Annotated in this window: 21 protein-coding genes; 11 read left to right on the top strand and 10 right to left on the bottom strand. The window is 59.0% G+C overall.

The genetic code is table 11. From position 1 onward, the window contains the following. Positions 1-280 precede the first annotated feature (280 nt). Positions 281-637, top strand: a complete 357-nt coding sequence (locus tag ACIOWA_RS10075) for a hypothetical protein (RefSeq protein WP_339493859.1) — start codon at positions 281-283, stop codon at positions 635-637. Positions 638-708: 71 nt separating this feature from the next. Then, complete coding sequence (locus tag ACIOWA_RS10070) at positions 709-1203, top strand: GreA/GreB family elongation factor (protein ID WP_401159580.1); 495 nt, start codon at positions 709-711, stop codon at positions 1201-1203. A 135-nt stretch (positions 1204-1338) separates the two neighbouring features. Here ACIOWA_RS10070 and ettA read toward each other — a convergent pair whose 3' ends face one another. After that, the gene (gene ettA / locus ACIOWA_RS10065) at positions 1339-3003 is read right to left on the bottom strand and encodes an energy-dependent translational throttle protein EttA (RefSeq protein ID WP_401159591.1); all 1665 of its coding nucleotides are present in this window, start codon (positions 3001-3003) and stop codon (positions 1339-1341) included. A 286-nt stretch (positions 3004-3289) separates the two neighbouring features. Between ettA and ACIOWA_RS10060 the strand changes: the two genes are divergently transcribed. The 5 genes from ACIOWA_RS10060 (at position 3290) to ACIOWA_RS10040 (ending at position 11711) form a co-directional block, all read left to right on the top strand. Beyond that, positions 3290-7138, top strand: coding sequence for an EAL domain-containing protein (locus ACIOWA_RS10060; protein WP_339432756.1), 3849 nt, complete (start codon positions 3290-3292; stop codon positions 7136-7138). A 239-nt stretch (positions 7139-7377) separates the two neighbouring features. Continuing rightward, a complete protein-coding gene (glyA, locus tag ACIOWA_RS10055) occupies positions 7378-8631 on the top strand; it encodes a serine hydroxymethyltransferase (RefSeq protein WP_221730117.1) in 1254 nt (417 codons plus the stop codon). A 276-nt stretch (positions 8632-8907) separates the two neighbouring features. Continuing rightward, positions 8908-10221 carry a C4-dicarboxylate transporter DctA gene (locus tag ACIOWA_RS10050; protein WP_339432755.1) on the top strand — a complete coding sequence of 438 codons (1314 nt, stop codon included), beginning with the start codon at positions 8908-8910 and terminating at the stop codon, positions 10219-10221. A gap of 50 nt (positions 10222-10271) precedes the next feature. After that, complete coding sequence (locus ACIOWA_RS10045; RefSeq protein ID WP_401159576.1) at positions 10272-10976, top strand: FadR/GntR family transcriptional regulator; 705 nt, start codon at positions 10272-10274, stop codon at positions 10974-10976. A gap of 24 nt (positions 10977-11000) precedes the next feature. After that, positions 11001-11711, top strand: a complete 711-nt coding sequence (locus ACIOWA_RS10040; RefSeq protein ID WP_339432753.1) for a GntR family transcriptional regulator — start codon at positions 11001-11003, stop codon at positions 11709-11711. Between the two features lie 118 nt (positions 11712-11829). Here ACIOWA_RS10040 and yjiA read toward each other — a convergent pair whose 3' ends face one another. The 3 genes from yjiA to ACIOWA_RS10025 form a co-directional block, all read right to left on the bottom strand. Continuing rightward, a complete protein-coding gene (yjiA, locus tag ACIOWA_RS10035) occupies positions 11830-12804 on the bottom strand; it encodes a GTPase (RefSeq protein WP_339431418.1) in 975 nt (324 codons plus the stop codon). Positions 12805-12957: 153 nt separating this feature from the next. Next, the gene (locus ACIOWA_RS10030) at positions 12958-13155 is read right to left on the bottom strand and encodes a YbdD/YjiX family protein (RefSeq protein WP_003228401.1); all 198 of its coding nucleotides are present in this window, start codon (positions 13153-13155) and stop codon (positions 12958-12960) included. Positions 13156-13170: 15 nt separating this feature from the next. Continuing rightward, a complete protein-coding gene (locus ACIOWA_RS10025) occupies positions 13171-15237 on the bottom strand; it encodes a carbon starvation CstA family protein (RefSeq protein WP_221730122.1) in 2067 nt (688 codons plus the stop codon). Positions 15238-15396: 159 nt separating this feature from the next. Between ACIOWA_RS10025 and ACIOWA_RS10020 the strand changes: the two genes are divergently transcribed. Beyond that, complete coding sequence (locus tag ACIOWA_RS10020) at positions 15397-15765, top strand: PilZ domain-containing protein (protein ID WP_339431417.1); 369 nt, start codon at positions 15397-15399, stop codon at positions 15763-15765. Positions 15766-15799: 34 nt separating this feature from the next. Here ACIOWA_RS10020 and radA read toward each other — a convergent pair whose 3' ends face one another. The 3 genes from radA to katB all read right to left on the bottom strand — a co-directional run bounded on the left by radA (position 15800) and on the right by katB (position 19362). Beyond that, positions 15800-17167 (bottom strand): DNA repair protein RadA, encoded by a 1368-nt coding sequence (gene radA / locus ACIOWA_RS10015; protein WP_007909773.1) that lies wholly within the window; start codon positions 17165-17167, stop codon positions 15800-15802. A gap of 46 nt (positions 17168-17213) precedes the next feature. Then, positions 17214-17759, bottom strand: coding sequence for an ankyrin repeat domain-containing protein (locus ACIOWA_RS10010; RefSeq protein WP_401159571.1), 546 nt, complete (start codon positions 17757-17759; stop codon positions 17214-17216). A 61-nt stretch (positions 17760-17820) separates the two neighbouring features. Further along, on the bottom strand, positions 17821-19362 hold the full coding sequence (katB, locus tag ACIOWA_RS10005) for a catalase KatB (protein WP_401159568.1): 1542 nt from the start codon (positions 19360-19362) through the stop codon (positions 17821-17823). A 285-nt stretch (positions 19363-19647) separates the two neighbouring features. Here katB and mscL point away from each other — a divergent pair, with 285 nt between their 5' ends. Beyond that, positions 19648-20061 (top strand): large-conductance mechanosensitive channel protein MscL, encoded by a 414-nt coding sequence (gene mscL, locus ACIOWA_RS10000; RefSeq protein ID WP_339431414.1) that lies wholly within the window; start codon positions 19648-19650, stop codon positions 20059-20061. 43 nt (positions 20062-20104) lie between these two features. Here mscL and ACIOWA_RS09995 read toward each other — a convergent pair whose 3' ends face one another. Continuing rightward, on the bottom strand, positions 20105-20881 hold the full coding sequence (locus ACIOWA_RS09995; protein ID WP_401159565.1) for a ferredoxin--NADP reductase: 777 nt from the start codon (positions 20879-20881) through the stop codon (positions 20105-20107). 281 nt (positions 20882-21162) lie between these two features. Between ACIOWA_RS09995 and ACIOWA_RS09990 the strand changes: the two genes are divergently transcribed. Both ACIOWA_RS09990 and ACIOWA_RS09985 read left to right on the top strand, forming a co-directional pair. Next, complete coding sequence (locus tag ACIOWA_RS09990) at positions 21163-21876, top strand: autoinducer binding domain-containing protein (RefSeq protein ID WP_339431412.1); 714 nt, start codon at positions 21163-21165, stop codon at positions 21874-21876. 177 nt (positions 21877-22053) lie between these two features. Beyond that, positions 22054-23178, top strand: a complete 1125-nt coding sequence (locus tag ACIOWA_RS09985) for a methyltransferase (protein WP_401159562.1) — start codon at positions 22054-22056, stop codon at positions 23176-23178. 71 nt (positions 23179-23249) lie between these two features. On the opposite strand, the gene ACIOWA_RS09980 is transcribed toward ACIOWA_RS09985, so the two are convergent. After that, on the bottom strand, positions 23250-23417 hold the full coding sequence (locus ACIOWA_RS09980) for a DUF2474 domain-containing protein (RefSeq protein WP_221730131.1): 168 nt from the start codon (positions 23415-23417) through the stop codon (positions 23250-23252). A 57-nt stretch (positions 23418-23474) separates the two neighbouring features. Then, the gene (gene cydB / locus ACIOWA_RS09975) at positions 23475-24482 is read right to left on the bottom strand and encodes a cytochrome d ubiquinol oxidase subunit II (RefSeq protein WP_339431410.1); all 1008 of its coding nucleotides are present in this window, start codon (positions 24480-24482) and stop codon (positions 23475-23477) included.

Below are 24482 nucleotides of genomic sequence, written 5' to 3'. Positions count from 1 at the left end.
AAAGGAGGAGGGTGAAATCTCCCACGGTCTGTACTGCGCTAACAGTCAGAATCGAGCCTTGTCCCTCCTCCTCCCTTCAAGTCCTACCATACAAGCGGGCCTGCTCGCGAAGGCGTCGTGTCAGGCGATTCAAATGTCGGCTGACACACCGGTTTCGCGAGCAAGCCCGCCTACAGGAATCTCCAGTGTTCAACGAATTACTCACACGCCTTTCACCAACGCCCGACGAATCCCCTTCTAGACTTTCCCTATCAGCCGAGAACCGGCGCGGGAGAGTGCGATGTGGCGGTGTGCGGGTTTGCTAGGTGTTTTGCTGATGCTGGGCGGTTGCCAGACCACTCACGAAGATTTGATCGCCAAAGGTTACCCACCGGCCTTCGCCGACGGTTTTGATGACGGTTGTGTCAGCGGCCGGCAAGCGGCCGGTTCGATCAGCGGCGAATTCCGCAAGAACGTGCCGCGCTATCTCAAGGACAACCAATACGCCGAAGGCTGGACCGACGGCTTTCGCCAGTGTCAGGCGATGCTGGAAAACAAGGGTCGCGAAGAGTATCGCAACGAACACTGGGACGAACGCGAACGCGCCTGGCAGCGCCAGAAAGATCAGGGCGCCGGGCGGGCTTACCGCTCGCAGTAGGTCGCTTCCAGACATCCAGTGAAACCAAATGCCGGCGACCATGGCCCAAACTCTATGAAGAGGAGGACACCATGAGCCGCGCTTTCGTTAACGAAGACAATGCCGCCGCGCAAGCCGATCAGCCCGTCGAACGGCAGGTCAGCACGCAACCCAATTACGTCACACCGCAGGGGCTCGCCCAGTTGCAGGGGAAAGTCGCCGAGTTGCAAGCCCTGCACGCCGAGCAATCGGCCAAGGGTGAACAGGCTGACAAACAACGTCTGGCCGATCTTGAACGGGATCTGCGTTACTTCAATCAACGTCTGGGCAGTGCCCAAGTCGCCGTCGCCGCGACCTCTACCGACAAGGTGCAGATCGGCAGTTGGGTGACCTATGCCGACGAACACAACACCGAGCGCCGCGTGCAACTGGTGGGTGAAGACCAGGCCGACGCCGCCAAAGGCTTGATCAACTGGGGCTCACCACTGGGCCGGGCATTGCTCGGCGCCCAGCTTAACGACGAGGTGCTGTGGCAGCGCCCCGCCGGTGACCAACTGATTGAAGTGATCCGTGTCGAACCTTCGTAAACCACGCCTTGGGCCCACATCGCATCGGCGACCAATGTTGCCCACCTCACCTGCCGCCTACCAAAGCCCTGCTAAAAAACCAGGCACAAAAAAGCGGAGCCCGAAGGCTCCGCTTTTTATGCAACCCGCCCAGTATCAGGCCAGTTTTTTGTGGCGTACCCGGTGTGGCTGGGCCGCTGCTTCGCCGAGGCGCTTTTTGCGATCAGCTTCGTACTCGGTGTAGTTGCCTTCGAAGAACACCGCTTGGGAGTCGTCTTCGTACGCCAGGATGTGGGTCGCGACGCGGTCAAGGAACCACCGATCGTGAGAGATCACAATGGCGGCGCCCGGGAAGTCCAGCAGGGCTTCTTCCAGCGAACGCAGGGTTTCAACGTCGAGGTCGTTGGACGGTTCGTCGAGCAGCAGGACGTTGCCGCCCTCTTTCAGGGTCTGCGCCAGGTGCAGACGACCGCGCTCACCACCGGACAGGTCCTTGACGAACTTCTGCTGATCGCCGCCCTTGAAGTTGAAACGACCGACGTAGGTACGCGACGGAATCTCGTAGTTGCCGATGCGGATCTGGTCCGAACCGTCGGAGATCTGCTGGAACACCGTCTTGCTGCCGTCGAGGTCTTCGCGGCTCTGATCCACACAAGCTAGCTGCACGGTTTCGCCGACTTCGATGGAGCCCGAATCCGGCGTTTCCTTGCCCATCAGCATGCGGAACAGGGTCGACTTACCGGCACCGTTACCGCCAATCACGCCGACAATGGCGCCTTTAGGCATGGAGAACGACAGGTTGTCGATCAACACGCGATCGCCGTAGCCCTTGGTGACGTTCTTGAACTCGATGACTTTGTCGCCCAGGCGCGGACCGGCCGGGATGTAGATCTCGTTGGTTTCGCTGCGCTTCTGGAATTCCTGCGATTGCATTTCTTCGAAGCGTTGCAGACGAGCCTTGGATTTCGACTGGCGGGCCTTGGCGCCTTTGCGCACCCACTCCAGTTCTTCTTTCATGGCTTTTTCGTGAGCCGACTGCTGCTTGGATTCGGCCGCCAGACGATCGGACTTGGCTTCGAGCCAACCCGAGTAGTTGCCCTCGTAAGGAATGCCCGCGCCGCGGTCGAGTTCCAGAATCCAGCCCGCGACGTTGTCGAGGAAGTAACGGTCGTGCGTGATCGCAACCACGGTGCCCGGGAAGTCGTGCAGGAAGTGCTCCAGCCACGCCACGGAGTCAGCGTCCAAGTGGTTGGTCGGTTCGTCGAGCAGCAGCATGTCCGGGGCGGACAGCAGCAGACGGCACAGGGCCACACGGCGTTTTTCACCGCCGGACAAATGTTCGACCTTGGCATCCCACGCCGGCAGACGCAGCGCATCGGCGGCGACTTCCAGTTGGCGATCCAGGTTGTGACCGTCGCTGGCTTGCAGGATGGCTTCGAGCTTGGCCTGTTCTGCCGCCAGTTTGTCGAAGTCGGCATCTTCTTCAGCGTAAGCCGCGTAGACCTCGTCCAGGCGCGCCTGGGCGTTCTTGATCACGCTGACCGCTTCCTCGACCACTTCACGCACGGTCTTGGTGGGGTCAAGTTGTGGCTCTTGCGGCAGATAACCGATGTTCAGGTCCGGCATCGGACGGGCTTCGCCCTCGAACTCGGTGTCGACGCCGGCCATGATTTTCAGCAGCGTGGACTTACCCGAACCGTTGAGGCCGAGTACGCCGATCTTGGCGCCGGGGAAGAACGACAGAGAAATGTTTTTCAGGATTTCCCGCTTCGGCGGAACAACTTTGCCCAGCCGATGCATGGTGAAGACGTATTGAGCCATGGAGAACCTTGGGTCAGTGACAGATGAATGATTGGAGCGCAGGCGATGCCCGGCCAGACCGTGCGCGTCGTTCACTTGATGTTGATCAATGCGTGCGCGCTGAAAAAAGTCTGAGTCTAGGAGCTGGAACGCTCCCGCGTAACCGGCAAAGCTACCTGAATGACCGGTGGCAGTCCAGCCGCGCGGGGCTGGCACTTCGCCACGACTCAAGGCATGCTAGCCGCCCTTCGGGCGTCCGGCTTATAGTGCACGTCGCGCCAGTCCAGCCAAACCGCAGGATTACAGCTTGTCCAAAGTCACTCCGCCAGCCTCCGTGAGCAGCTCCCAACCGGCGCCAGGCTCCCCCCTGCGCGGAACATTAAAGGGTGCGCTGGCCACATTGGTGCTCTTGTTGCTGGCGTTGCTGTTCTGGCAATTGCTTGATCAATTGCACGAAACCCAGAAAAACCAGCGCCAATACACCATCGATTACACCGCCGACCTCGCCTCACAGGTCAGCCTGAACATGGCGTTGAACGCGCAAATCGCCCTCAATCTGCTACCGATCGTCGAACAACCGCAATCAGCCGACGAACAGCAGGCGCTGTTACGCAAGCTTCAAAAATCACTGCCGGACCTGCGCAGCCTGGCGTTGCTCAGCCCCTCCGGGAGAATCCTCAGCGACAGCAGTGCCGAAAGCTCCGACGCCGACTACCTTAGCGAACTGGTACGCCGCAGCCGCGCCCAAGCGCACTACTTCAGCAATGCCGACGATGGCTCGGTGGTACACCTGTTATTGCATCAGGCCAGCGGCAACGTTCGTGGTTATTGGGCACTGCGCCTGACCCCGACATTCTTCGACTCGCTGACCAAGCAGAGTGAAACCGGCCTGCGTCCGCTGTGGCTGGTGGAAAACCGCCTCAACCACCAGATCATCAGTCGCGACGAAATACTGTCATCCGCCAAGCCAGGCGTGCTGAGTCCCGACGATCTGGCCAACACCGTGCTCACCGTTGCGCTGAGCAGCAGCGATTGGCAACTGCGTGGTTTGTTCGACCGCCAGCGCGTGCTCGAAGAATTGCTGCCCGCGTTCATCGGCAAATGCCTACTGGGCCTGGCCTTCTCGCTGCTGCCGGTGATCGCACTATTGAACATGCGTCGCCGTCAGCGCCAGGTTCATGAGGGGCGCCGGCGTTATCAGGACATCTTCGACGGCACCGGCGTCGCCTTGTGCGTGCTGGACCTCTCCGGCCTGAAACAGTTTTTCGACAAGGCGCAGATCCAGAGCAGCGATCAACTCAAGGCCTGGCTCGACCAGCCGCAACAGCGTCAGCAGGTGTTGCAGGAATTGCGCGTTACCGAAGTCAATCAGGTAGCGCTGCAATTGCTCAACGTCAACTCCTGCGACGACGCCTGGCAACTGTTGATCGACGGTCATCCGCACCCTCACTGCGCGATCGGCAATCAGGTACTCGACGCCGTACTTCAACAGCAAAGTCAGCTGGAACTGGAAATCAAACTGCCGGACACCAACGGTCGCGATCAACACCTGTGGATGGTTTTACGCCTGCCGCAGGAGCAGCACGACTATAAAGCGGTGATCCTGAGCATCAACGACATCACCAGCCGTAAACTCATCGAACTGTCGCTGCTGGAGCGCGAAGGTTTCTGGTCGGACGTGGTGCGTACCGTGCCGGATCATCTGTATGTGCAAGACGTGGTCAGCCAAAGGATGATTTTCAGCAACCACCACCTCGGCCAAACGCTGGGCTACAACCGCACCGAACTGCATCAAATGGGCGAGTACTTCTGGGAAATACTCCTGCATCCGGAAGACGCCGACTATTACCATCGCTCGCGTCAGATGCAGCGTCACGCCGGTTACAGTCAACTGCTTCAGTGCCAGTTGCGCTTCCGGCACCGCGACGGCGAGTGGCGGCGCTTCGATATTCGTGAACAAGCGCTGGCCCGCGACAAACATGATCAGGTCACGCGGATCATCGGTGTGGCCAAAGACATCACCGAGCAAATCGAGGCCAGCGAATCGCTGCGCGACAGCGAACAGCGCTACCGCATGCTCGCCGAAAGCATCAGCGACGTGATTTTTTCCACCGACAGCAAGCTCTCGCTGAACTACGTCAGCCCGTCGGTGCAAGCGGTGCTGGGTTACGACGCCGAGTGGATTTTCCAGAACGGCTGGCAATCGACCATCGCCAATCCGCAGCAACTGAGCGGTATTTACACCCTGATGGATCGGGTCAGCAAGGCGCTGGACAAACCCGAGCAACTGGCAATCTTGCGCAATCAAGTGCAGACGCAGTTATTCCTGTTCGACTGCCTGCGCGCCGATGGCCGCAAGATCCCGATCGAGTTGCGACTGGTGCTGGTGTGGGACGAGCACGGCGCGTTTGAAGGCGTGCTCGGCGTCGGGCGCGACATCAGCCAACAGCGCCGCGCCGAGAAAGACCTGCGCATGGCGGCCACCGTATTCGAGCATTCTACGTCGGCGATCCTGATCACCGACCCGGCCGGGTACATCGTCCAGGCCAACGAAGCCTTCAGCCGCGTCAGTGGTTATGCGGTCAGCGAAGTGCTCGACCAGTTGCCGAACATGCTCACCGTCGACGAGCAACAGGATGCGCACCTGCGTTACGTGCTCAAGCAACTGCATCAGCACAACACCTGGGAAGGCGAGGTCTGGCTCAAGCGCCGTAACGGCGAACATTACCCGGCATGGGTCGGCATCACTGCCGTGCTCGATGACGAAGGCGACCTGGCCAGTTACGTGTGCTTCTTCAGCGACATCAGTGAGCGCAAGGCCAGCGAGCAACGGATTCATCGTCTCGCCTATTACGACGCCCTGACCCACCTGCCGAACCGCACACTGTTCCAGGATCGTCTGCACACCGCACTGCAATCGGCCGAGCGGCAGAAGTCCTGGGTGGTGTTGATGTTCCTCGACCTCGACCGCTTCAAGCCAATCAACGACTCCCTCGGCCACGCCGCCGGCGACCGCATGCTCAAGGACATGGCCACGCGCCTGCTGGCCTGCGTCGACGATGACGACACTGTGGCGCGGATGGGCGGCGACGAATTCACCCTGCTGCTGCAACATCGCTCCAGCCGCGAGATGGCGCTGAACCGCGCGATCCATGTGGCCGAGCAAATTCTTGCGAGTCTGGTGCGCCCGTTCGTGCTTGAAGGCCGCGAGTTCTTCGTCACGGCCAGTATCGGCATCGCCCTGAGCCCGCAGGATGGCAACGAGCTCAGCCAGTTGATGAAGAACGCCGACACCGCGATGTACCACGCCAAGGAACGCGGCAAGAACAACTTCCAGTTCTATCAGGCCGACATGAACGCCAGTGCGCTTGAGCGCCTGGAGCTGGAAAGCGACCTGCGCCATGCCTTGGAGCAGAACGAATTCGTCCTGTATTACCAGCCGCAATTCAGTGGCGACGGCAAACGCCTGACCGGCGCCGAAGCGCTGCTGCGCTGGCGTCATCCGCGTCGCGGACTGGTGCCGCCGGGAGATTTCATTCCGGTACTGGAAGAACTCGGGCTGGTGGTAGACGTCGGTGATTGGGTGATCGGCGAAGCATGTCGCCAACTCAAGACCTGGCACCAGAACCGCGTGCGTGTGCCCAAAGTGTCGGTGAACATCTCGGCGCGGCAGTTCTCAGACGGCCAACTTGGCACGCGAATCGCCAATATCCTCAAGGAAACCGGCCTGCCGCCGGCGTGCCTGGAGCTGGAACTGACCGAAAGCATCCTGATGCGCGAAGTCTGCGAGGCGATGCAGATTCTCGACGGGCTGAAAAACCTCGGCCTGAGCATTGCGGTCGACGACTTCGGCACCGGTTATTCATCGCTCAACTACCTCAAGCAATTCCCGATCGACGTGCTGAAGATCGACCGCACCTTCGTTGACGGCCTGCCGTCCGGCGAGCAGGACGCACAGATTGCCCGGGCGATCATCGCCATGGCCCACAGCCTGAACCTGGCGGTGATCGCCGAAGGTGTGGAAACCCATGAGCAATTGGACTTCCTGCGTGAGCATGGCTGCGATGAGGTGCAGGGGTATCTGTTTGGAAGGCCAATGCCGGCGAGCCGGTTCGAGGCGCAATTCAGTAACGATGCGCTCTTCATGTTCGACTGAAAATCTGTGGCGCGGCCTTCGCGAGCAGGCTCGCTTCCACAAGGATTGATGTCGATCACAAAATCGCAGGCTGGCCTCGGTTAGCGTGGGAGCGAGCCGGCTGGCGAAGCGGCCAGTAAAAACACCGCACATCTGTCATGAATGCCACTTGTCTGCGACATGATGTCGTTTCATATGCCATCCAAAACCCATTGGGTTAGAATGCCCCCCTTTTCTGCCCCCGATCCTTGAGGACCGCCATGTTCAGCCGTGATTTGACTATTGCCAAGTACGACGCCGATCTTTTTGCCGCCATGGAGCAAGAAGCTCAGCGCCAGGAAGAACACATCGAGCTGATCGCTTCGGAAAACTACACCAGCCCTGCGGTGATGGAGGCTCAAGGCTCGGTACTGACCAACAAGTACGCCGAAGGTTATCCGGGCAAGCGCTACTACGGTGGTTGCGAGTTCGTCGACGTGGTTGAGCAACTGGCCATCGACCGCGCCAAAGAACTGTTCGGCGCCGATTACGCCAACGTTCAGCCGCACGCCGGCTCCCAAGCCAACGCCGCTGTCTACCTGGCGCTGCTGCAAGGTGGCGACACCATTCTGGGCATGAGCCTGGCCCACGGTGGTCACCTGACCCACGGCGCCAGCGTTTCCTCCTCCGGCAAGCTGTACAACGCGGTGCAGTACGGCATCGACGCCAACGGCCTGATCGACTACGACGAAGTCGAGCGTCTGGCTGTTGAGCACAAGCCGAAAATGATCGTGGCCGGTTTCTCTGCCTACTCGCAGATTCTGGATTTCCCACGCTTTCGCGCGATCGCTGACAAGGTTGGCGCTTACCTGTTCGTCGACATGGCTCACGTGGCCGGTCTGGTCGCCGCGGGCGTCTACCCGAACCCGGTGCCTTTCGCTGACGTGGTGACCACCACCACCCACAAGACCCTGCGCGGTCCGCGTGGCGGCCTGATCCTGGCTCGCGCCAACGCCGACATCGAGAAGAAGCTGAACTCCGCCGTATTCCCGGGCGCCCAGGGTGGTCCGCTGGAGCACGTGATTGCCGCCAAAGCGATCTGCTTCAAGGAAGCGCTGCAGCCTGAGTTCAAGACTTACCAGCAACAAGTGGTGAAAAACGCCAAAGCCATGGCCGGCGTGTTCATCGAGCGCGGTTTCGACGTGGTCTCCGGCGGTACTGAGAACCACCTGTTCCTGCTGTCGCTGATCAAGCAGGACATCTCCGGTAAAGACGCCGACGCCGCGCTGGGCAAAGCGTTCATCACCGTGAACAAGAACTCCGTGCCTAACGATCCACGCTCGCCATTCGTCACCTCCGGCCTGCGCTTCGGTACGCCGGCTGTGACCACGCGTGGCTTCAAGGAAGCAGAGTGCAAAGAACTGGCCGGCTGGATCTGCGACATCCTGGCTGACCTGAACAACGAAGCGGTGATCGACGCCGTTCGTGAGAAAGTCAAAGCCATCTGCAAGAAACTGCCGGTCTACGGCGCTTAAGTGCGACGTTAAACCCGCAGCATGAAGAACCGGCCAGTGATGGCCGGTTTTTTTTCGCCTGCAAAAAAGTTTCGGGTCAACAACCGCTCAAGATCGGGGGATTGCGCACAACTGGTAAGACCGGTCATGCCAATTCGTCATTTTTCACTTGCGATCCGTAAAAAACAGCGCCTAGACTGCGCCTGCACTGGACATACCGGTAAGACCACAATAATTAAGTCCTGAATCTGATGTGCCCCGCACACGGCAGCCAGGACACCGACCAGGATTCCTCCCATGCTCAGATGGTGCTCGCGTTCAATCTTCCTCCAAGTGGTTCTCGGACTGGTGCTCGGCATCGTCTGCGGGCTGACCCTTCCCGAATACTCCGCCCAGCTCAAACCCCTCGGCGACGGTTTCATCAAACTGATCAAGATGCTCATCGGCCTGATCGTCTTCTGCGTAGTGGTCAGCGGCATCAGTGGCGCGGGCGACCTGAAGAAGGTCGGGCGCATCGGCCTCAAGTCAGTCATCTATTTTGAAGTGCTCACCACCATCGCCTTGGTGATCGGCCTGGTGTTTGCGTTCAGCACCGGGATCGGCAGCGGCGCCAATATCCATCTGGAGCAACTGTCCGCCGCCGACATCGGCGATATCGCCGAACGCGGCCAGCACATACACACCACCACGCAGTTCCTGATGGATCTGATCCCGACCTCCGTCATCGGTGCCTTTGCCGACAACAACATTTTGCAAGTGCTGTTGTTCTCGGTGCTGTTCGGTAGCGCATTGAATCTGGTCGGCGAAGCCGCCTCCGGGATCTCGCGGCTGATCAACGAGCTGAGCCATGTGATCTTCCGGATCATGGGCATGATCGTGCGTCTGGCGCCGATTGGCGTGTTCGGCGCCATCGCGTTTACCACCAGCAAATATGGCCTGGATTCGCTGCAGCATCTGGGCAGTCTGGTCGGTTTGTTCTATCTGACGTGCATGGCCTTTGTCGCTTTGATTCTTGGCTTGGTAATGCGCTTGTCCGGACTGCGCCTGTGGCCGCTGCTCAAGTACCTGCGTGAAGAAATGCTGATCGTCATGGGCACCGCGTCCTCCGACGCCGTATTGCCACAGATCATGCGCAAACTGGAACATCTGGGCATCGGCAGCTCGACCGTCGGGCTGGTGATTCCGACCGGTTACTCGTTCAACCTCGACGGTTTCTCGATCTACCTGACCCTGGCCATCGTGTTCATCGCCAACGCCACCGGCACACCGCTGGCCATGACCGATCTGCTGACCATTCTGCTGGTATCGCTGATCACCTCCAAAGGTGCCCACGGCATTCCCGGTTCGGCGCTGGTGATTCTCGCCGCAACGCTGACGGCGATTCCCGCCATCCCCGTGGTCGGTCTGGTGTTGGTGTTGGCGGTGGACTGGTTCATGGGCATCGGCCGAGCGCTGACCAACCTGATCGGCAACTGCGTCGCCACCGTCGCCATCGCGCGCTGGGAAAAGGACATCGATGTGCAACGCGCGAACAAGGTGCTCAGCGGTCAGCAGGGCTATACCTTTCAAGCGAGAAAACCGGTCGCTCAAGCAGCCGCCAAAGAATTTTGAATGACCGCCGTGCCTGCTGACTCGCAGGCACGGCTCATGGAGCAAGACAAGTGATTACCACCTCAACCGTCGTCAACTCAGTCGTAGAAAAACTCCGGGCCGCGCTGGCCCGTGGTCAGTGGCGCTCCGGCGACATGCTGCCCGGCCAGCGCGAACTGGCCGAACAACTGGGCATCAGCCGCCCGAGCCTGCGCGAAGCGGTGATCGTCCTGGAAACCCTCGGCCTGGTGCGCTCGATGCCGGGCAAAGGCGTGGTGGTGCTCGACGCGCAACGGAGTGACAGCCAAAGCCACGACAGCGCAGTGGCCGGCGCCAGCCTCGAAGACGTGCTGCAACTGCGCTACACCCTGGAGCCGTTCATTGTCGGCCTCGTGGCCCAATCGATCAGCAGCAAGGAAGTCGGCCAGTTGCGCCTGACCCTGATGGACATGCGCGAAGCCCTGGAGGCCGGCGACAGCGAAGCCGGGGTCAGCGCCTACATCGCCTTCCACGAAGAATTGTTCACCCTGACCTCAAACCCGATTTTCCAAAGCGTGGTGCAACAGACCAGCAACGCCCTCAAGCAAAGTGCCGACGTGCTGCGCAATTCCCCGGAACATCTGGCCGAACGCCTCGAAGAAAACGAAGCGGTGGTGCGCGCGATCCGCAGCAAAAACAGCGCTCAGGCCAGTTCCGAAATGCGTCGACACATCCTGCGCGAAGGCCAGCGGATGGGCATCGAGCTGAACATTCCGGAAGACCACTTGAACACCTGAATTTCTTCACACTGGAGACCGGCCATGAACAGTCTTGCCACGCCGTCGCACCCTCGCCAGACCTCGGCGGCCCTGCCCTTCTCCCGCCTGCAAGTGCCGGTGGGCGATCTGTATCCGCGACTGTTCGACGCGATCCTCGAACAGCGTCTCGATGCTGCCAGCCGTTTCACCGAAGACAGCCTCAGGCAGATGTTCGGCGTCAGCCGCGCCGATGTGCGGCGGGTGCTGACGCAGCTATCCCATGAACACATCATTGTGTTGCGCGCCAATCATCGCCCGCGTGTCACCGCGCTGAATGCCGAACAAACGCGGCAAACCCTGCATGCACGGCGCCTGACCGAAAGCACGCTGGTGCGCCTGGCTTGTCAGCGGCCACAGGCCGAAGAATTGAAGCGCCTGCGAGCGTTGATCGAGCGTGAACGCCAGGCTGTCGAGCAGGATCGGCGGGCGATGGCGATTCGGTTGTCCGGGGAGTTCCACCTGCAACTGGCACACATGGCGGGGAATGCACCGCTGGCGCATTTTCTCGGCAGTCTGGTGCCGCTGACGTCATTGGCGATTGCGCGCAGCGCAGGGCTCACGCGAGGTTGTTGCGCGTGGCAGGAGCATTTGGCGATTGTTGAGGCAGTGGAATGTGGGGATGCTTGCAAAGCCGGGATGCTGATGAACCAACATCTGGATCATCTGGAAGACACTCTGTTGTATTGCGTCAATGAACAGTGCGCCACCGGATGATCGCCATCGCGGGCCCGCTCTCACAGTGATTGAGGGTGACCACAGATTTTGTGACCAACCCTATAACCTGTGGGAACGGGCTTGTTCGCGAAGAGGCCCTTAATGCCTGCGCAAACATTTAGCCTTGCGCCGCCACCCTGGCAAACCCCGCCCGAATTTTCTCTTCCGGCAAATCATCGGCAATAAACACGATCACACTGTCCCGCGCCTCACCCTCGGCCCACTCCGTATCCCAGTCGAAACCGTAGAGTTTCAAAACGCCCTGAAACACCAACCGTCGATCTTCACCGGCAATGTGCAGCACGCCTTTGTAGCGCAGCAATTGCTTGCCGTGCGCCTCCAGCAATTCATTCATGAATTCACTGAGCTGATCGATATCCAGCGGTTGCTCAGTGCGCAGCACCAGACTGCAGATGCGGTCGATGGACGGCGCCTGGCTCACCGGCCGCAGACTCAGCCCGCCACCCAGGTCGGCATTGAGGTTGAAGCCGCGCACATCGAGCAACTCGGCCAGATCGATATTGCCGTGTTCGACCACACGAATCGGTGCACGACGGTTGATCCGCGTCAGCCGTTCGCTCAGCGCGGTGAACGCAGCCGAATCCACCAGATCGGTCTTGCTCACCAGCAAGCGGTCGGCAAAACCGATCTGCGCCTGGGCGATGGTCTGGGTCAGGTGCTGCTCGGCGTGGGCCGCGTCGACCAGTGTGATGATGCCGTCGAGAATGTAGCGCTCACGCAATTCTTCATCGATGAAGAAGGTTTGCGCGACTGGCGCCGGATCGGCCAGACCGGTGCATTCGATCACCAGGCGGTCGAAAGCGATTTCGCCGCTGTCCAGCCGTTCGAGCAGCAGGTACAGCGCTTTGGTCAGATCGGTGTGGATGGTGCAGCAGACGCAGCCATTGGCCAGGGTCATGACTTGCACCGGCTCGTCGCCCAGCAACTGCGTGTCGATGCCGGCGTCGCTGAATTCGTTTTCGATCACGGCGATTTTCAGGCCGTGCTCGGCTTTCAATAGATGGCGCAGCAAGGTGGTTTTGCCGGCACCGAGGAAACCACTGAGTACCGTGACCGGAATGGGAGAGGACAAAACTCGATCTCCTTAAAAGAAACACAAAACAAATGTGGGAGCGGGCTTGCTCGCGAAGACGGTGCATCAGTCAGAACAATCATCAACTGACACTGCGCTTTCGCGAGCAAGCCCGCTCCCACAGGGGGATTGCAGCAACCTCAGGCTGTCAGCTCAACAGCACTTGGGCCCACCCTTGCCACCGTAACGGGCTTCCTGACGTTCGCGGAAGAACATCTCGTAGCTCATCACCGGTTTGTCCGGGTGCTTGGTTTGCATATGCTCGACGTAGGTGTCGTAGTCGGGCATGCCGACCATCAAGCGCGCAGCCTGACCGAGGTATTTACCGAGGCGACTCAGGTCATTGAACATGGTGCAATCCTCTGGTTACGCATCCGGCAGAGCCTGGAATGGCGATTCTTTATCCGTACGCTCTTTTTTGCCCCAGGCGGCGATGCCGACTTTGAGCGCATAGAACAGGATGCTGAATACCACGAACAGGAACAGCGCGGTCAGCGTGGCATTGGTGTAAGCATTGAAAATGACGTGCTGCATCTGATCGATGCTCTTGGCCGGGGCAATAATCTGACCGTTGGCCAAGGCATCGCTGTACTTCTTGGCCAGCGACAGGAAACCGATTGCCGGGTTGGCGTCGAACAGTTTGATGAAACCCGCCGTCGTGGTGCAGATCAGCAGCCAGGTGGCTGGCAGCAGCGTGACCCAAATGTAGCGCTGACGCTTCATTTTGATCAGAACCACAGTGCCGAGCATCAGCGCGATACCGGCCAGCATCTGGTTGGAGATACCGAACAGCGGCCACAAGGTGTTGATGCCGCCCAGTGGATCGATCACGCCTTGGTACAGCAACCAGCCCCACATTGCCACACAACCGGCGGTGGCAATCAGGTTGGCCGTCCACGACTCGGTACGCTTGAGCGCCGGAACGAAAGAGCCCAGCAGATCCTGGAGCATGAAACGTCCGGCACGGGTGCCAGCGTCCACAGCGGTAAGGATGAACAGCGCTTCGAACAGGATCGCAAAGTGGTACCAGAACGCCATGGTGTTTTCACCCGGCAGGACACTGTGCAGGATTTGCGCGATCCCCACCGCCAGGGTCGGCGCACCACCGGCACGGGCCAGAATGGTGGTTTCACCGATGTCATGGGCGACGGCTTGCAGCGCCTCAGGCGTGATCGCAAAGCCCCAACTGCTGACCATCTGCGCCACCGAAGCGACATCCCCACCCACCACGGCGGCCGGGCTGTTCATGGCGAAGTAGACGCCCGGTTCGATCACCGAAGCCGCCACCATGGCCATGATGGCGACGAACGATTCCATCAGCATGCCGCCGTAACCGATGTAACGGGCGTTGGTTTCGTTATCCAGCAGCTTCGGCGTGGTGCCGGAGGAGATCAGCGCGTGGAAACCCGACACCGCACCACAGGCAATGGTGATGAACAGGAACGGGAACAGACCGCCCTTCCACACAGGGCCGGTGCCGTCGACGAACTGGGTCAATGCCGGCATTTTCAGCTCAGGCATGGTCACCAGAATGCCAATCGCCAACGCGATGATCGTACCGATCTTGAGGAAGGTCGACAGGTAGTCACGCGGCGCAAGGATCAGCCATACCGGCAGAACCGCCGCCACGAAGCCGTAACCGATCAGCATCCAGGTGATTTGAATGCCGGTGAAACTGAAGGCCTTGGCCCACACCGGATCAGCGGCAATCTGCCCGCCCAGCCAGATCGAACCGAGCAGCAGCACCACGCCAATCACCGAAATCTCGCCGATGCGACCCGGACGGATGTAGCGCATGTAGATGCCCATGAACATCGCGATCGGGATGGTCGCCATCACGGTGAAGATGCCCCACGGGCTCTCCGCCAGCGCTTTCACCACGATCAGTGCCAGCACCGCAAGGATGATGATCATGATCAGGAAGCAGCCGAACAGGGCGATGGTGCCGGGAATGCGGCCCATTTCTTCACGCACCATGTCGCCCAGGGATCGGCCGTTGCGGCGGGTCGACATGAACAGCACCATGAAGTCCTGCACCGCGCCCGCCAGCACCACACCGGCAATCAGCCAAAGCGTGCCAGGCAAATACCCCATCTGCGCTGCCAATACCGGGCCGACCAACGGCCCCGCGCCAGCAATGGCCGCGAAGTGGTGACCGAAGAGAATGTGTTTGTTGGTTGGAACGTAGTCCAGACCGTCGTTGTTGAGCACGGCGGGGGTGGCCCGACGCGCATCGAGTTGCATCACATTGTTCGCGATGAACAGGCTGTAGTAACGATACGCAACCAGATAAATGGCCACGGCAGCGACCACAATCCACAAGGCGTTGATCGCCTCGCCTCGGCGCAATGCCACTACGCCCAGGGCGCACGCTCCTACGATTGCCAGCACTAGCCAGGGTAAGTGGCGTAGCAGGCTATTATTATTTTTCATTTTTTTATTCCAGCCAGGGTGGACAAGAAAGACAGCCACCCCGAGTTTAGCGCTACTGGCGACAAAGGCCATACCCCGACGTTGGTCTAGACGCTTGTCTGCACTGGCACGGTTGAAGAATGCGGGTCTATAGTCAGCGAACATCCGGAGGATTGCGCCATGAGCGAACAACCTGACGAGCGTCGCCGTTTCAAACGCATCGCGTTCGATGCCAAAACCGAGCTGAGACAGGGTGAGTACATCTGGCCAGTGAAGTTGATCGACCTGTCGTTAAAGGGTCTGTTGATCGAAAAGCCTGAGCCGTGGCCAGGTGATCGGGAGCGGCATTTCCTGGTCGATATCCATCTCAACGATGAGGTCGTCATCAAGATGGATGCGCAACTGACCCATGACGACCATGGCCAGCTCGGCTTCGTCTGCAAGCACATCAACCTGGAGTCCATCGAACGCCTGCGGCGCTTGATTGAGTTCAACCTGGGCGATCCGCAGGAGCTGGAGCGCGAGTTGGGCGCTCTGATCGAAATCTAGAAGCCACTACCGCTCCCACCAAGGTGCTGAGTGTTTATTCGAAGAGCGCGTCGAGGGCCTGTTCCAGGCGGGTCACGGCAATGATCTGCAGCCCCGGCGGTGACTCCTTCGGCGCATTACCCTTGGGCACGATCGCCCGTTTGAAGCCATGCTTGGCCGCTTCCTTCAAACGTTCCTGCCCACTCGGCACCGGACGCACTTCGCCAGACAAGCCTACTTCACCAAACACCAGCAGATCATGGGGCAATGGCCGATTACGCAAGCTCGACATCACCGCCGCCATCAATGCCAGGTCAGAGGCCGTCTCCAGCACCTTCACCCCGCCGACCACATTGAGAAACACGTCCTGATCGTGAGTCGGAATACCGCCGTGCCGATGCAAAACCGCCAGTAACATCGCCAACCGGTTCTGATCCAGCCCCAACGTTACCCGGCGCGGGTTGGCCAAGTGGCTGTCATCGACCAACGCCTGCACTTCCACCAACATCGGCCGAGTGCCTTCCCACGTTGCCATCACCACGCTGCCCGGGACTTCTTCCTGAGCACGCGTCAGAAAAATCGCCGAAGGATTAGAGACTTCTTTCAACCCCTTGTCGGTCATGCCGAACACGCCCAACTCATTGACCGCGCCAAAACGGTTCTTCACCGCGCGCAACAACCGCAAGCGTCCGTCGGACTCGCCTTCGAAATACAGCACCGTATCGACCATGTGCTCCAGCACGCGAGGCCCGGCAAGCGCGCCCTCCTTGGTGACATGACCGACAAGGAAAATCGCCGTGCCGCTTTGCTTGGCATAACGCACCAGCAGCGCCGCACTCTCCCGCACCTGGGAGACACCACCAGGCGCCGACTGCAATTGTTCGGTGAAGATCGTCTGGATCGAGTCGATCACCATCACCTTGGGTTTTTCCTGACGGGCGGTGGCGATGATGGTTTCGATACAGGTTTCAGTCATCACCCGCAGTTGATCCTGGGGCAAGCCGAGACGGCGCGCGCGCATGGCCACTTGTTGCTGAGACTCTTCGCCGGTGACGTACAGCGCCGGCATGCTCTTGGCAAGGTTACACAGGGTCTGCAACAGAATTGTCGATTTGCCGATCCCCGGATCGCCGCCAATCAGCACCACCGAACCATCCACCAGACCGCCGCCGAGCACGCGATCGAGTTCGCCCGACGCGGTGGAAAACCGCGGAATCTCTTCAATGCTGACTTCGGCCAGCGTCTTGATCTGCGCCTGCTGCCCGGCCCAACCGGTACGACCGGTGGGCGCGGTGGCCCCGCCGCTTTCGATCATGGTTTCAGTCAGGGTGTTCCAGGCACCACACTCACCGCACTGGCCGGCCCATTTGGGAAAAGTGGCGCCGCACTCGGTGCAGCCGTACATGCGCTTGGCCTTGGCCATCTGAACCCCCGGGGCAAAACCGCGATGATAACGCAGCCATCACCGATCAGCGCGGCGCGGCGGTGCGGATTTCTCCGCCGGCCAGACGCGTGGGGCTGTTGCCCAGCGGATCTTCGGCATTCAGGTCGGCACCTTTGGCCTTGAGTGCGTCGAGCAACTCAAGGCGTTTGAACAATCCGGCGTACATGGCTGCCGTCTGCCCGGCGCTGTTACGCTGGTCGGGGCTGCAGTCGGTCGCCATCAGGCGGCGGGCAATCTGCAACTCGCCCTTGAAAATCGCCCCCATCAACGCCGTGTTACCGCGTTGATCCTGAGCACAGGCATCGGCCCCGGCGGCGAGCAACCTTTCAACCGCCGGCGCCTGACCGTGATACGCCGCCAGAATCAGCGCGGTGTAACCCTTGCTGTCGCGGGTATCGAGGGAGTAACCGGACTCGATGAAGGTCTCCAGCATCGGTACGTCGCCGCGTCGTGCCGCGTCGAAATAGTAATCCTGAAGTTGAGCCTTGATCGCGTCGGGCCCCTGTTCAGGGGAGGCCGCCCACGCGGCGAACGACAGACAACCCGATAGCCACAAAAGACAGATACGCATAAGCACTCTCCTTGAGCGAAACGAGGCCCGGATTCAGACCCCGCGTCGCATCAACGCTGAATCAGTCGACCAGTTTGGCCGCCAGCGCCTTGACTCGGCTCAGATCGCCCATGGCCACTTTAGTCACGCCGGTGCCGTATTCGGGATCAGCCTTATAAAGGAAGGACAGGATGATGTGCTTGCTCTCGTCATCAGTGGTGGCCAGCGAGCCGCCAAAGCTGTCGATCAGATCACGACGTTCCTTTTTGCTGAACGAGCGATACAGATCGCCGGCCTGCCTGAAGTTCTGCTCACGCTGAATTTTCGCCTGCTGGGTGCTGCCCGATAGCGCCGATGGGCTGTAACGCGCGCTTTGCGTCTCTTCGCGCGGTTGCAAACGGCTCGGCTGATAGTTCACGCCGGAGTGGCTGGCACCCCCATTCATCGCACCGTCCTGATTGCCATTATTCACCGCAACTTTTGGCGCGTTGATCGGTAGTTGCAGGGCGTTGGCACCCAGGCGATACATTTGCGTGTCGGCATAAGAGAATACTCGGCCTTGCAATAAACGGTCTTCCGACGGCTCGATACCCGGCACAACATTGGCCGGCGCCATGGCAACTTGTTCGGTTTCCTGAAACACGTTTGCCGGATTACGGTTCAGTACCATTTGTCCAACTTTTCGCTCTGGAATACCCGGCCAGATCTTGGTTGCATCCAGCGGATCGAAATCAAACTTGGACAAGTCTTGCGGTTTCAGAACCTGAATGTACAAGTCCCACTTCGGAAAATTGCCTTTATTGATGTTTGTCACCAAGTCATTGGTCATATGACTGTAGTCCTGACCTTGAACTTTCGTCACTTCTTTAGGCGCCAGATTCTTTATGCCTTGCAAACTCTTCCAGTGAAACTTTACGTAATGCACTTCACCTTTTGAATTGATCAACTTATAAGCATGTACGCCGTTGCCGTCCATTTCCCGATAACTGGCTGGCGTGCCTGAGTTGGAATACAACTCGGTCAGCGTGCGCGTGGCTTCCGGTACATGGGAGAAGAAGTCGAACCGGCGAGAGTCGTCATCAAGGTTGGTACGCGGATCAGGTTTGAAGGCGTGCACCATGTCCGGGAACTTGATCGCATCGCGAATGAAGAAGGTCGGGAAGTTGTTGCCCACCAGATCCCAGTTGCCATCGGCGGTGTAGAACTTGGTGGCGAAACCGCGCGGGTCGCGCAGGGTTTCCGGGGAGTGAATACCGTGCACCACGGCGGAAAAACGCACGAAAACCGGCGTGCTCTGGCCGGCGGTAAAGACCTTGGCCTTGCTCAGGTCACTGAGGTCATTGGTGACCGTGAAAGTGCCGTGGGCGCCAGCGCCGCGTGCATGTACCACACGCTCGGGAATGCGCTCGCGGTCGAAACGCTGCAGCTTCTGGATCAGTTGCACATCCTGCAGCAGCACCGGGCCATTGGCACCGGCAGTCTGCGAATTCTGATTGTCACCCACCGCTGCGCCGTTATCCCGGGTCAGGGGCGCGGCATGCACGGAGAAGGTCAGAAGGCTGGCGGTGAGTACGCCAAGGGTGCGGCGATGGGAAAAAGCCCCTAAGCCAAGCGTGGAAGTCATATCAGGTTCCTCTGGTTTTTTGGGCGCATCCAGGTGCGCCAAACAGAGGCTAGAGGGCAAAACCGGCGAACATAAATAGAAAGTTCGTAACTCGATGATTGATAGATTTTTCTTCCTTTTCATGGTGTTACGGCGTATTTCGCGCGCGATTAGTGGCACTTTGCAAACTAATCGTCGATTGATGTGTCGATAAAAACGGGCATTGTAAGAAGGTGTTTCGCGCAGGACGCGTTTTGCTGATTTACACTGCGTACACCAAACTCATCTGTAACAAGGAAATAACCTATGGGCGTGCTAAGCGAGTTCAAGGCCTTCGCGGTCAAAGGCAATGTGGTCGACATGGCCGTCGGTATCATCATCGGTGCCGCCTTCGGCAAAATCGTTTCGTCGTTTGTCGGTGACGTGATCATGCCGCCGATCGGCCTGCTGATCGGTGGTGTCGACTTCAGTGACCTGACCATTACGCTGAAAGCCGCCGAGGGCAGCGCCCCTGCGGTAGTGATGGCTTACGGCAAATTCATTCAGACCGTGCTCGACTTCATAATCGTCGCCTTCGCGATCTTCATGGGCGTCAAAGCCATCAACCGCCTCAAACGCGAAGAAGCCGTGGCCCCGACCCTGCCTCCGGTGCCAACCAAAGAAGAAGAATTGCTGGGCGAGATCCGCGATCTGCTCAAGGCCCAGAACAATCAGCCCTGAACGTTGCACGCGATAAACAACGGCGCCTTCGGGCGCCGTTTGTTTACCAGTAGTTTTCCACGGCCACCTGGCCAGGGCGGCGAGTGAGACTTAAGCTCATCCCCCGTTTTTTCAACAGTGCACGAGTGTCGTCGATCATCTGCGGATTGCCACACAACATGACCCGCGAGTGTTCTGCAGATAGCTCGACACCCGCGACACGCTCAAGCTCTCCGTTCTCGATCAGCGCAGTGATGCGACCGCTCAGCGCGCCGGGATGCGCTTGTCGCGTGACTGTCGGGATGAATTGCAACTTGTGTGCGTGCTCGCTCAGGTATTCACGTTGCGCCAGCCCGGCAATAAGCGGCTGATACGCTAACTCCCGCACTTCGCGCACGCTGTACACCAGAATGATCCGTTCGAATTTTTCCCAGACCTCGAAGTCCTGCAGAATCGACAGAAAAGGTGCCACCCCCGTGCCTGTGGATAACAACCACAGGTCCCGACCGTCGACGAAGCGATCAAGGGTCAGATAGCCGAATGCCTGCCGATCCACCAGCAAGCTATCGCCGATCTGCAGCCGACTTAATTCACTGGTGAATTCACCGCCCGGTACCACGATCGAAAAAAACTCAAGAAACTCGTCGAAGGGTGACGACACCATCGAATAAGCGCGCCACACGGTGCTGCCATCGGCCCTGGTTACGCCAAGCTTGGCAAACTGCCCCGCACGGAAGCGAAAGCCTGCATCACGACAGGTGCGCAAGGTGAATAGACTGGGGGTCAACGGCTGCACGTCGATCAATGTCTGAACCGTGTACTTCTCTGCACTGGCGGTCATGGGGCGCTCCGATAAACGATTGCCACCAGTGTCCCGCAATTCCCCCCGTCTAAACACCGATGATTGGTAATGGCATTCGGAAAACCCACCCTTTAGTTAAAATTCAGAATGACCACATGAGTTAAAAATCTTTCATCGCTAAGAACATTTACTGAACACACCGACATCTTCAAGAGCGAAATAATTTAAAACCACACGCAGGAAATATCCTACACTTCGACCCGTGCCGGGTTTTTGGATCCATTCGGCGCCCCCTATGCAACACCGACGGAGAGTTCCTAATGGAAACTTGGAAGGAGTCGCAGTTAAGGCAACTGACTTTCGCTAAAGGGATAGATGCCGCTTATCCGATTCTGCTCAGATTCGCCGAAAATCTTGGCTTCAATTTCTGTGCAATTTCGGTCACGTCACCCGACCAGGAAGTGCATCTTGATGCGTTTAATATCAACAACTACCCCAAAGAATGGAACCAGCAATATGAACAACAAAAATTCAGCGTAATTGACCCAGTAGTAGCGCATTGCAATCACTCCGTCATGCCGATTGTATGGAATGAAACAGTCTTTGCAGATACGCCGCGACTATGGGAGGCGTTAAAGGAGCACAAACTGCAATATGGCTGGTCCCAGGCGTTCCATCATGAAGATACGGGGTTGTGCAGCATTATCAGCCTTGCACGCAAGCACTGCCCGATCAGTCCGCTCGAGTTGTACGAGCACTTTGGTTATATCTTCTACGCCGCGAGTCACTTGAGCGAACTGTTCGCCCGCACCCTGCCCGTGAATCCGGCCAAATCCGACAAACCGCACCTTTCGCCACGAGAACTGGAGGTTCTGCAATTGTCCGCCGGTGGAAAAACAGCTTATGAGATCTCGAAAATCCTCAGTCTGAGCGAACGCACCGTGAACTATCACGTGCAAAACGTGATCGAGAAACTCAACGTCTGCAACAAGATTTCCGCCGTCATCGCGGCCGCCAGAGCCGGAATCATCTAAAGCGTTGCCTTGCATCCGGATTAAAACTTACGGGTATTTACGGAGAAAAAAACGTACCATTTGTGGCCTTTCTGAGTGATGACGTGAAGCTTTGTTGCGTTGCAGTCCACTCGATCGGTTCCGCCGCATGACACCAGGGCTGCGGGATACCCGTTGATCACCCTGAGTCCCCGCCCCATGCCTTTGCTCGATACGCCCTTCGCCCAACTCGACCTGATCCGCCAGCCCGAACAGCAGAACGAACCACTGCAGGCTTTCGATGCGGCCGACGAATACTTGCTCAACCATCTGGCCGCACAGCAACCGACGGCCGACACCCGAGTCTTGGTGCTCAACGACAGCTTCGGCGCACTGGCCGCCAGCCTGCTGGGCAAGGTGCAAGTGACCAGCAGCGGTGATTCGTTTCTGGGTTTTCAAGGTCTGGAAAAAAACCTGCTGCGCAACGGCCAAGCGTTCGATGCGATCTGCGGTATTCCGGCCAGCGAGCCTGTGGTCGGGCCCTTCGACCGCGTGCTGATCCGCGTCCCCAAAACCCTCGCCTTGCTCGAAGAACAACTCATTCGCCTGCATGGGCAACTGGCTCCCGGCGCGCAAGTGATCGCTGCGGCGATGGTCAAACATCTGCCACGCGCTGCCGGTGATCTGCTGGAACGTTACATCGGCCCGGTGCAAGCTTCACTGGCAGTGAAAAAAGCCCGATTGCTCATCGCCACACCAGAAGCAAAGACACCGGCGGTGTCGCCCTACCCATCGCGTTATCGTCTCGACACACCGTCTATCGAATTGCTCAACCACGCCAACGTGTTCTGCCGTGAAGGCCTGGACATCGGCACCCGCGCCTTTTTGCCGCATTTGCCCAAGAGTCTGGGTAGCGCACGGGTTGCCGATCTCGGCTGCGGCAACGGTGTTTTGGCGATAGCCAGTGCTTTGCAAAACCCCGACGCGCAGTACACGCTGGTCGACGAGTCGTTCATGGCGGTGCAATCGGCCACCGAGAACTGGCGCGCCGCGTTGGGAGATCGCGACGTGATCGTGCGGGCCGGCGATGGTCTGGCCGGGCAGGAAGCGCAATCGCTGGATGTAATCCTGTGCAATCCGCCGTTCCATCAGCAGCAAGTGGTGGGCGACTTCCTTGCCTGGCGCATGTTTCAGCAGGCTCGCGAAGCGCTGGTGGTCGGTGGTGCGCTGTACATCGTCGGCAACCGTCACTTGGGTTACCACAGCAAACTGGCGCGACTTTTCCGGGGTGTCGAGCAGGTGGCGGCAACGCCGAAGTTCGTGATCCTCAAGGCCCGCAAGTAATCCGCAAGACAAAAAAAACCCTCCATCAGGAGGGTTCAAATCCGTACCCGAAGGCGCCGGGACGAAGTGATTCAGTGAGTGGTCAGGCCTGCGGCGTTCATGAACATGCGCATCAGGCTGGCAACGATAAACAGCGCACCGACACTGCCCACCCAGATCATGGCCAACCAGCCGAGCCGCTGCCATAGCGGTTTTTTTTCAGCCTCTTCAATGTCGTGCAGGGAATGTTTGCCGGGCATTGCTTCATCCTCCGGTTGGGGGCGATGGCGCCGCTGGCGACGCCTTCGTGGTCACGACTAGTGATAACCGTCCTCATGAGTCACCTTGCCGCGGAACACGTAGTAGCTCCAGAAGGTGTAACCCAGGATGAACGGGATGATGAACAACGTACCCACCAGCATGAACCCCTGACTTTGCGGCGGCGCGGCGGCGTCCCAGATCGAGATCGACGGCGGCACGATGTTCGGCCACAGGCTGATGCCCAGACCGCTGTAGCCCAGGAAGATCAGCACCAGGGTCAGCAGGAACGGCATGTAGTTGGCGTTGCGAGCCACGGCGCGGATCAAGCCGTACAACGTGATCAACACCAGAATCGGCACCGGCATGAACCAGAACAGGTTCGGCATGCTGAACCAGCGTGTTGCGATTTCCGGGTGGGCCAGCGGTGTCCAGAGGCTGACAATACCGATCACCGCCAACAGCACGAAGGCCAGCGGCCGCGCCAGGTTGTGCATCTGCTCTTGCAGCTTGCCTTCGGTCTTCATGATCAGCCAGGTGCAGCCGAGCAAGGCATAAGCCACCACCAACGCGGCACCGCAGAACAGCGTGAACGGCGTCAGCCAGTCCAGTGAGCCACCGGCGAACTGCCGATTGACCACGGGCAGACCATCGATGAACGCACCGAGCGCCACGCCCTGGAAGAACGTCGCCGCCACCGAACCACCGATGAACGCCTTGTCCCAGAGATGACGTTTATCGTCCTTGGCCTTGAAGCGAAACTCGAACGCGACGCCACGGAAGATCAGACCGATCAGCATGAAAATCAGCGGCAGGTACAACGCCGACAGCACCACCGAATAGGCCAGCGGGAACGCGCCGAACAACGCAGCACCGCCCAGCACCAGCCAGGTTTCGTTACCGTCCCACACCGGGGCGACGGTGTTCATCATTACGTCACGGTCGGTCTTGCCCGGGATGAACGGGAAGAGAATCCCGATCCCCAGGTCGAAGCCGTCCATGACCACGTACATCATGATGCCGAAGATGATGATCACGGCCCAGATCAGCGGAAGATCAATACCCAT

It is taken from the genome of Pseudomonas sp. NPDC087614 (assembly GCF_044743485.1).
Lineage (GTDB): Bacteria > Pseudomonadota > Gammaproteobacteria > Pseudomonadales > Pseudomonadaceae > Aquipseudomonas > Aquipseudomonas baetica_A.
Note: the sequence above shows the minus strand (reverse complement) of the source record. Positions and strands in the feature narration are given on the sequence as shown.

What these genes read in the sequence shown, in the direction of transcription:
- ACIOWA_RS10075 (WP_339493859.1), top strand. Translation starts at nt 281, where the DNA reads ATGTGGCGGTGTGCGGGTTTGCTAGGTGTTTTGCTGATGCTGGGCGGT.
- ACIOWA_RS10070 (WP_401159580.1), top strand. Translation starts at nt 709, where the DNA reads ATGAGCCGCGCTTTCGTTAACGAAGACAATGCCGCCGCGCAAGCCGAT.
- ettA (WP_401159591.1), bottom strand. Translation starts at nt 3,003, where the DNA reads ATGGCTCAATACGTCTTCACCATGCATCGGCTGGGCAAAGTTGTTCCG.
- glyA (WP_221730117.1), top strand. Translation starts at nt 7,378, where the DNA reads ATGTTCAGCCGTGATTTGACTATTGCCAAGTACGACGCCGATCTTTTT.
- ACIOWA_RS10050 (WP_339432755.1), top strand. Translation starts at nt 8,908, where the DNA reads ATGCTCAGATGGTGCTCGCGTTCAATCTTCCTCCAAGTGGTTCTCGGA.
- ACIOWA_RS10040 (WP_339432753.1), top strand. Translation starts at nt 11,001, where the DNA reads ATGAACAGTCTTGCCACGCCGTCGCACCCTCGCCAGACCTCGGCGGCC.
- ACIOWA_RS10030 (WP_003228401.1), bottom strand. Translation starts at nt 13,155, where the DNA reads ATGTTCAATGACCTGAGTCGCCTCGGTAAATACCTCGGTCAGGCTGCG.
- ACIOWA_RS10025 (WP_221730122.1), bottom strand. Translation starts at nt 15,237, where the DNA reads ATGAAAAATAATAATAGCCTGCTACGCCACTTACCCTGGCTAGTGCTG.
- ACIOWA_RS10020 (WP_339431417.1), top strand. Translation starts at nt 15,397, where the DNA reads ATGAGCGAACAACCTGACGAGCGTCGCCGTTTCAAACGCATCGCGTTC.
- radA (WP_007909773.1), bottom strand. Translation starts at nt 17,167, where the DNA reads ATGGCCAAGGCCAAGCGCATGTACGGCTGCACCGAGTGCGGCGCCACT.
- ACIOWA_RS10010 (WP_401159571.1), bottom strand. Translation starts at nt 17,759, where the DNA reads ATGCGTATCTGTCTTTTGTGGCTATCGGGTTGTCTGTCGTTCGCCGCG.
- katB (WP_401159568.1), bottom strand. Translation starts at nt 19,362, where the DNA reads ATGACTTCCACGCTTGGCTTAGGGGCTTTTTCCCATCGCCGCACCCTT.
- mscL (WP_339431414.1), top strand. Translation starts at nt 19,648, where the DNA reads ATGGGCGTGCTAAGCGAGTTCAAGGCCTTCGCGGTCAAAGGCAATGTG.
- ACIOWA_RS09995 (WP_401159565.1), bottom strand. Translation starts at nt 20,881, where the DNA reads ATGACCGCCAGTGCAGAGAAGTACACGGTTCAGACATTGATCGACGTG.
- ACIOWA_RS09990 (WP_339431412.1), top strand. Translation starts at nt 21,163, where the DNA reads ATGGAAACTTGGAAGGAGTCGCAGTTAAGGCAACTGACTTTCGCTAAA.
- ACIOWA_RS09985 (WP_401159562.1), top strand. Translation starts at nt 22,054, where the DNA reads ATGCCTTTGCTCGATACGCCCTTCGCCCAACTCGACCTGATCCGCCAG.
- ACIOWA_RS09980 (WP_221730131.1), bottom strand. Translation starts at nt 23,417, where the DNA reads ATGCCCGGCAAACATTCCCTGCACGACATTGAAGAGGCTGAAAAAAAA.
- cydB (WP_339431410.1), bottom strand. Translation starts at nt 24,482, where the DNA reads ATGGGTATTGATCTTCCGCTGATCTGGGCCGTGATCATCATCTTCGGC.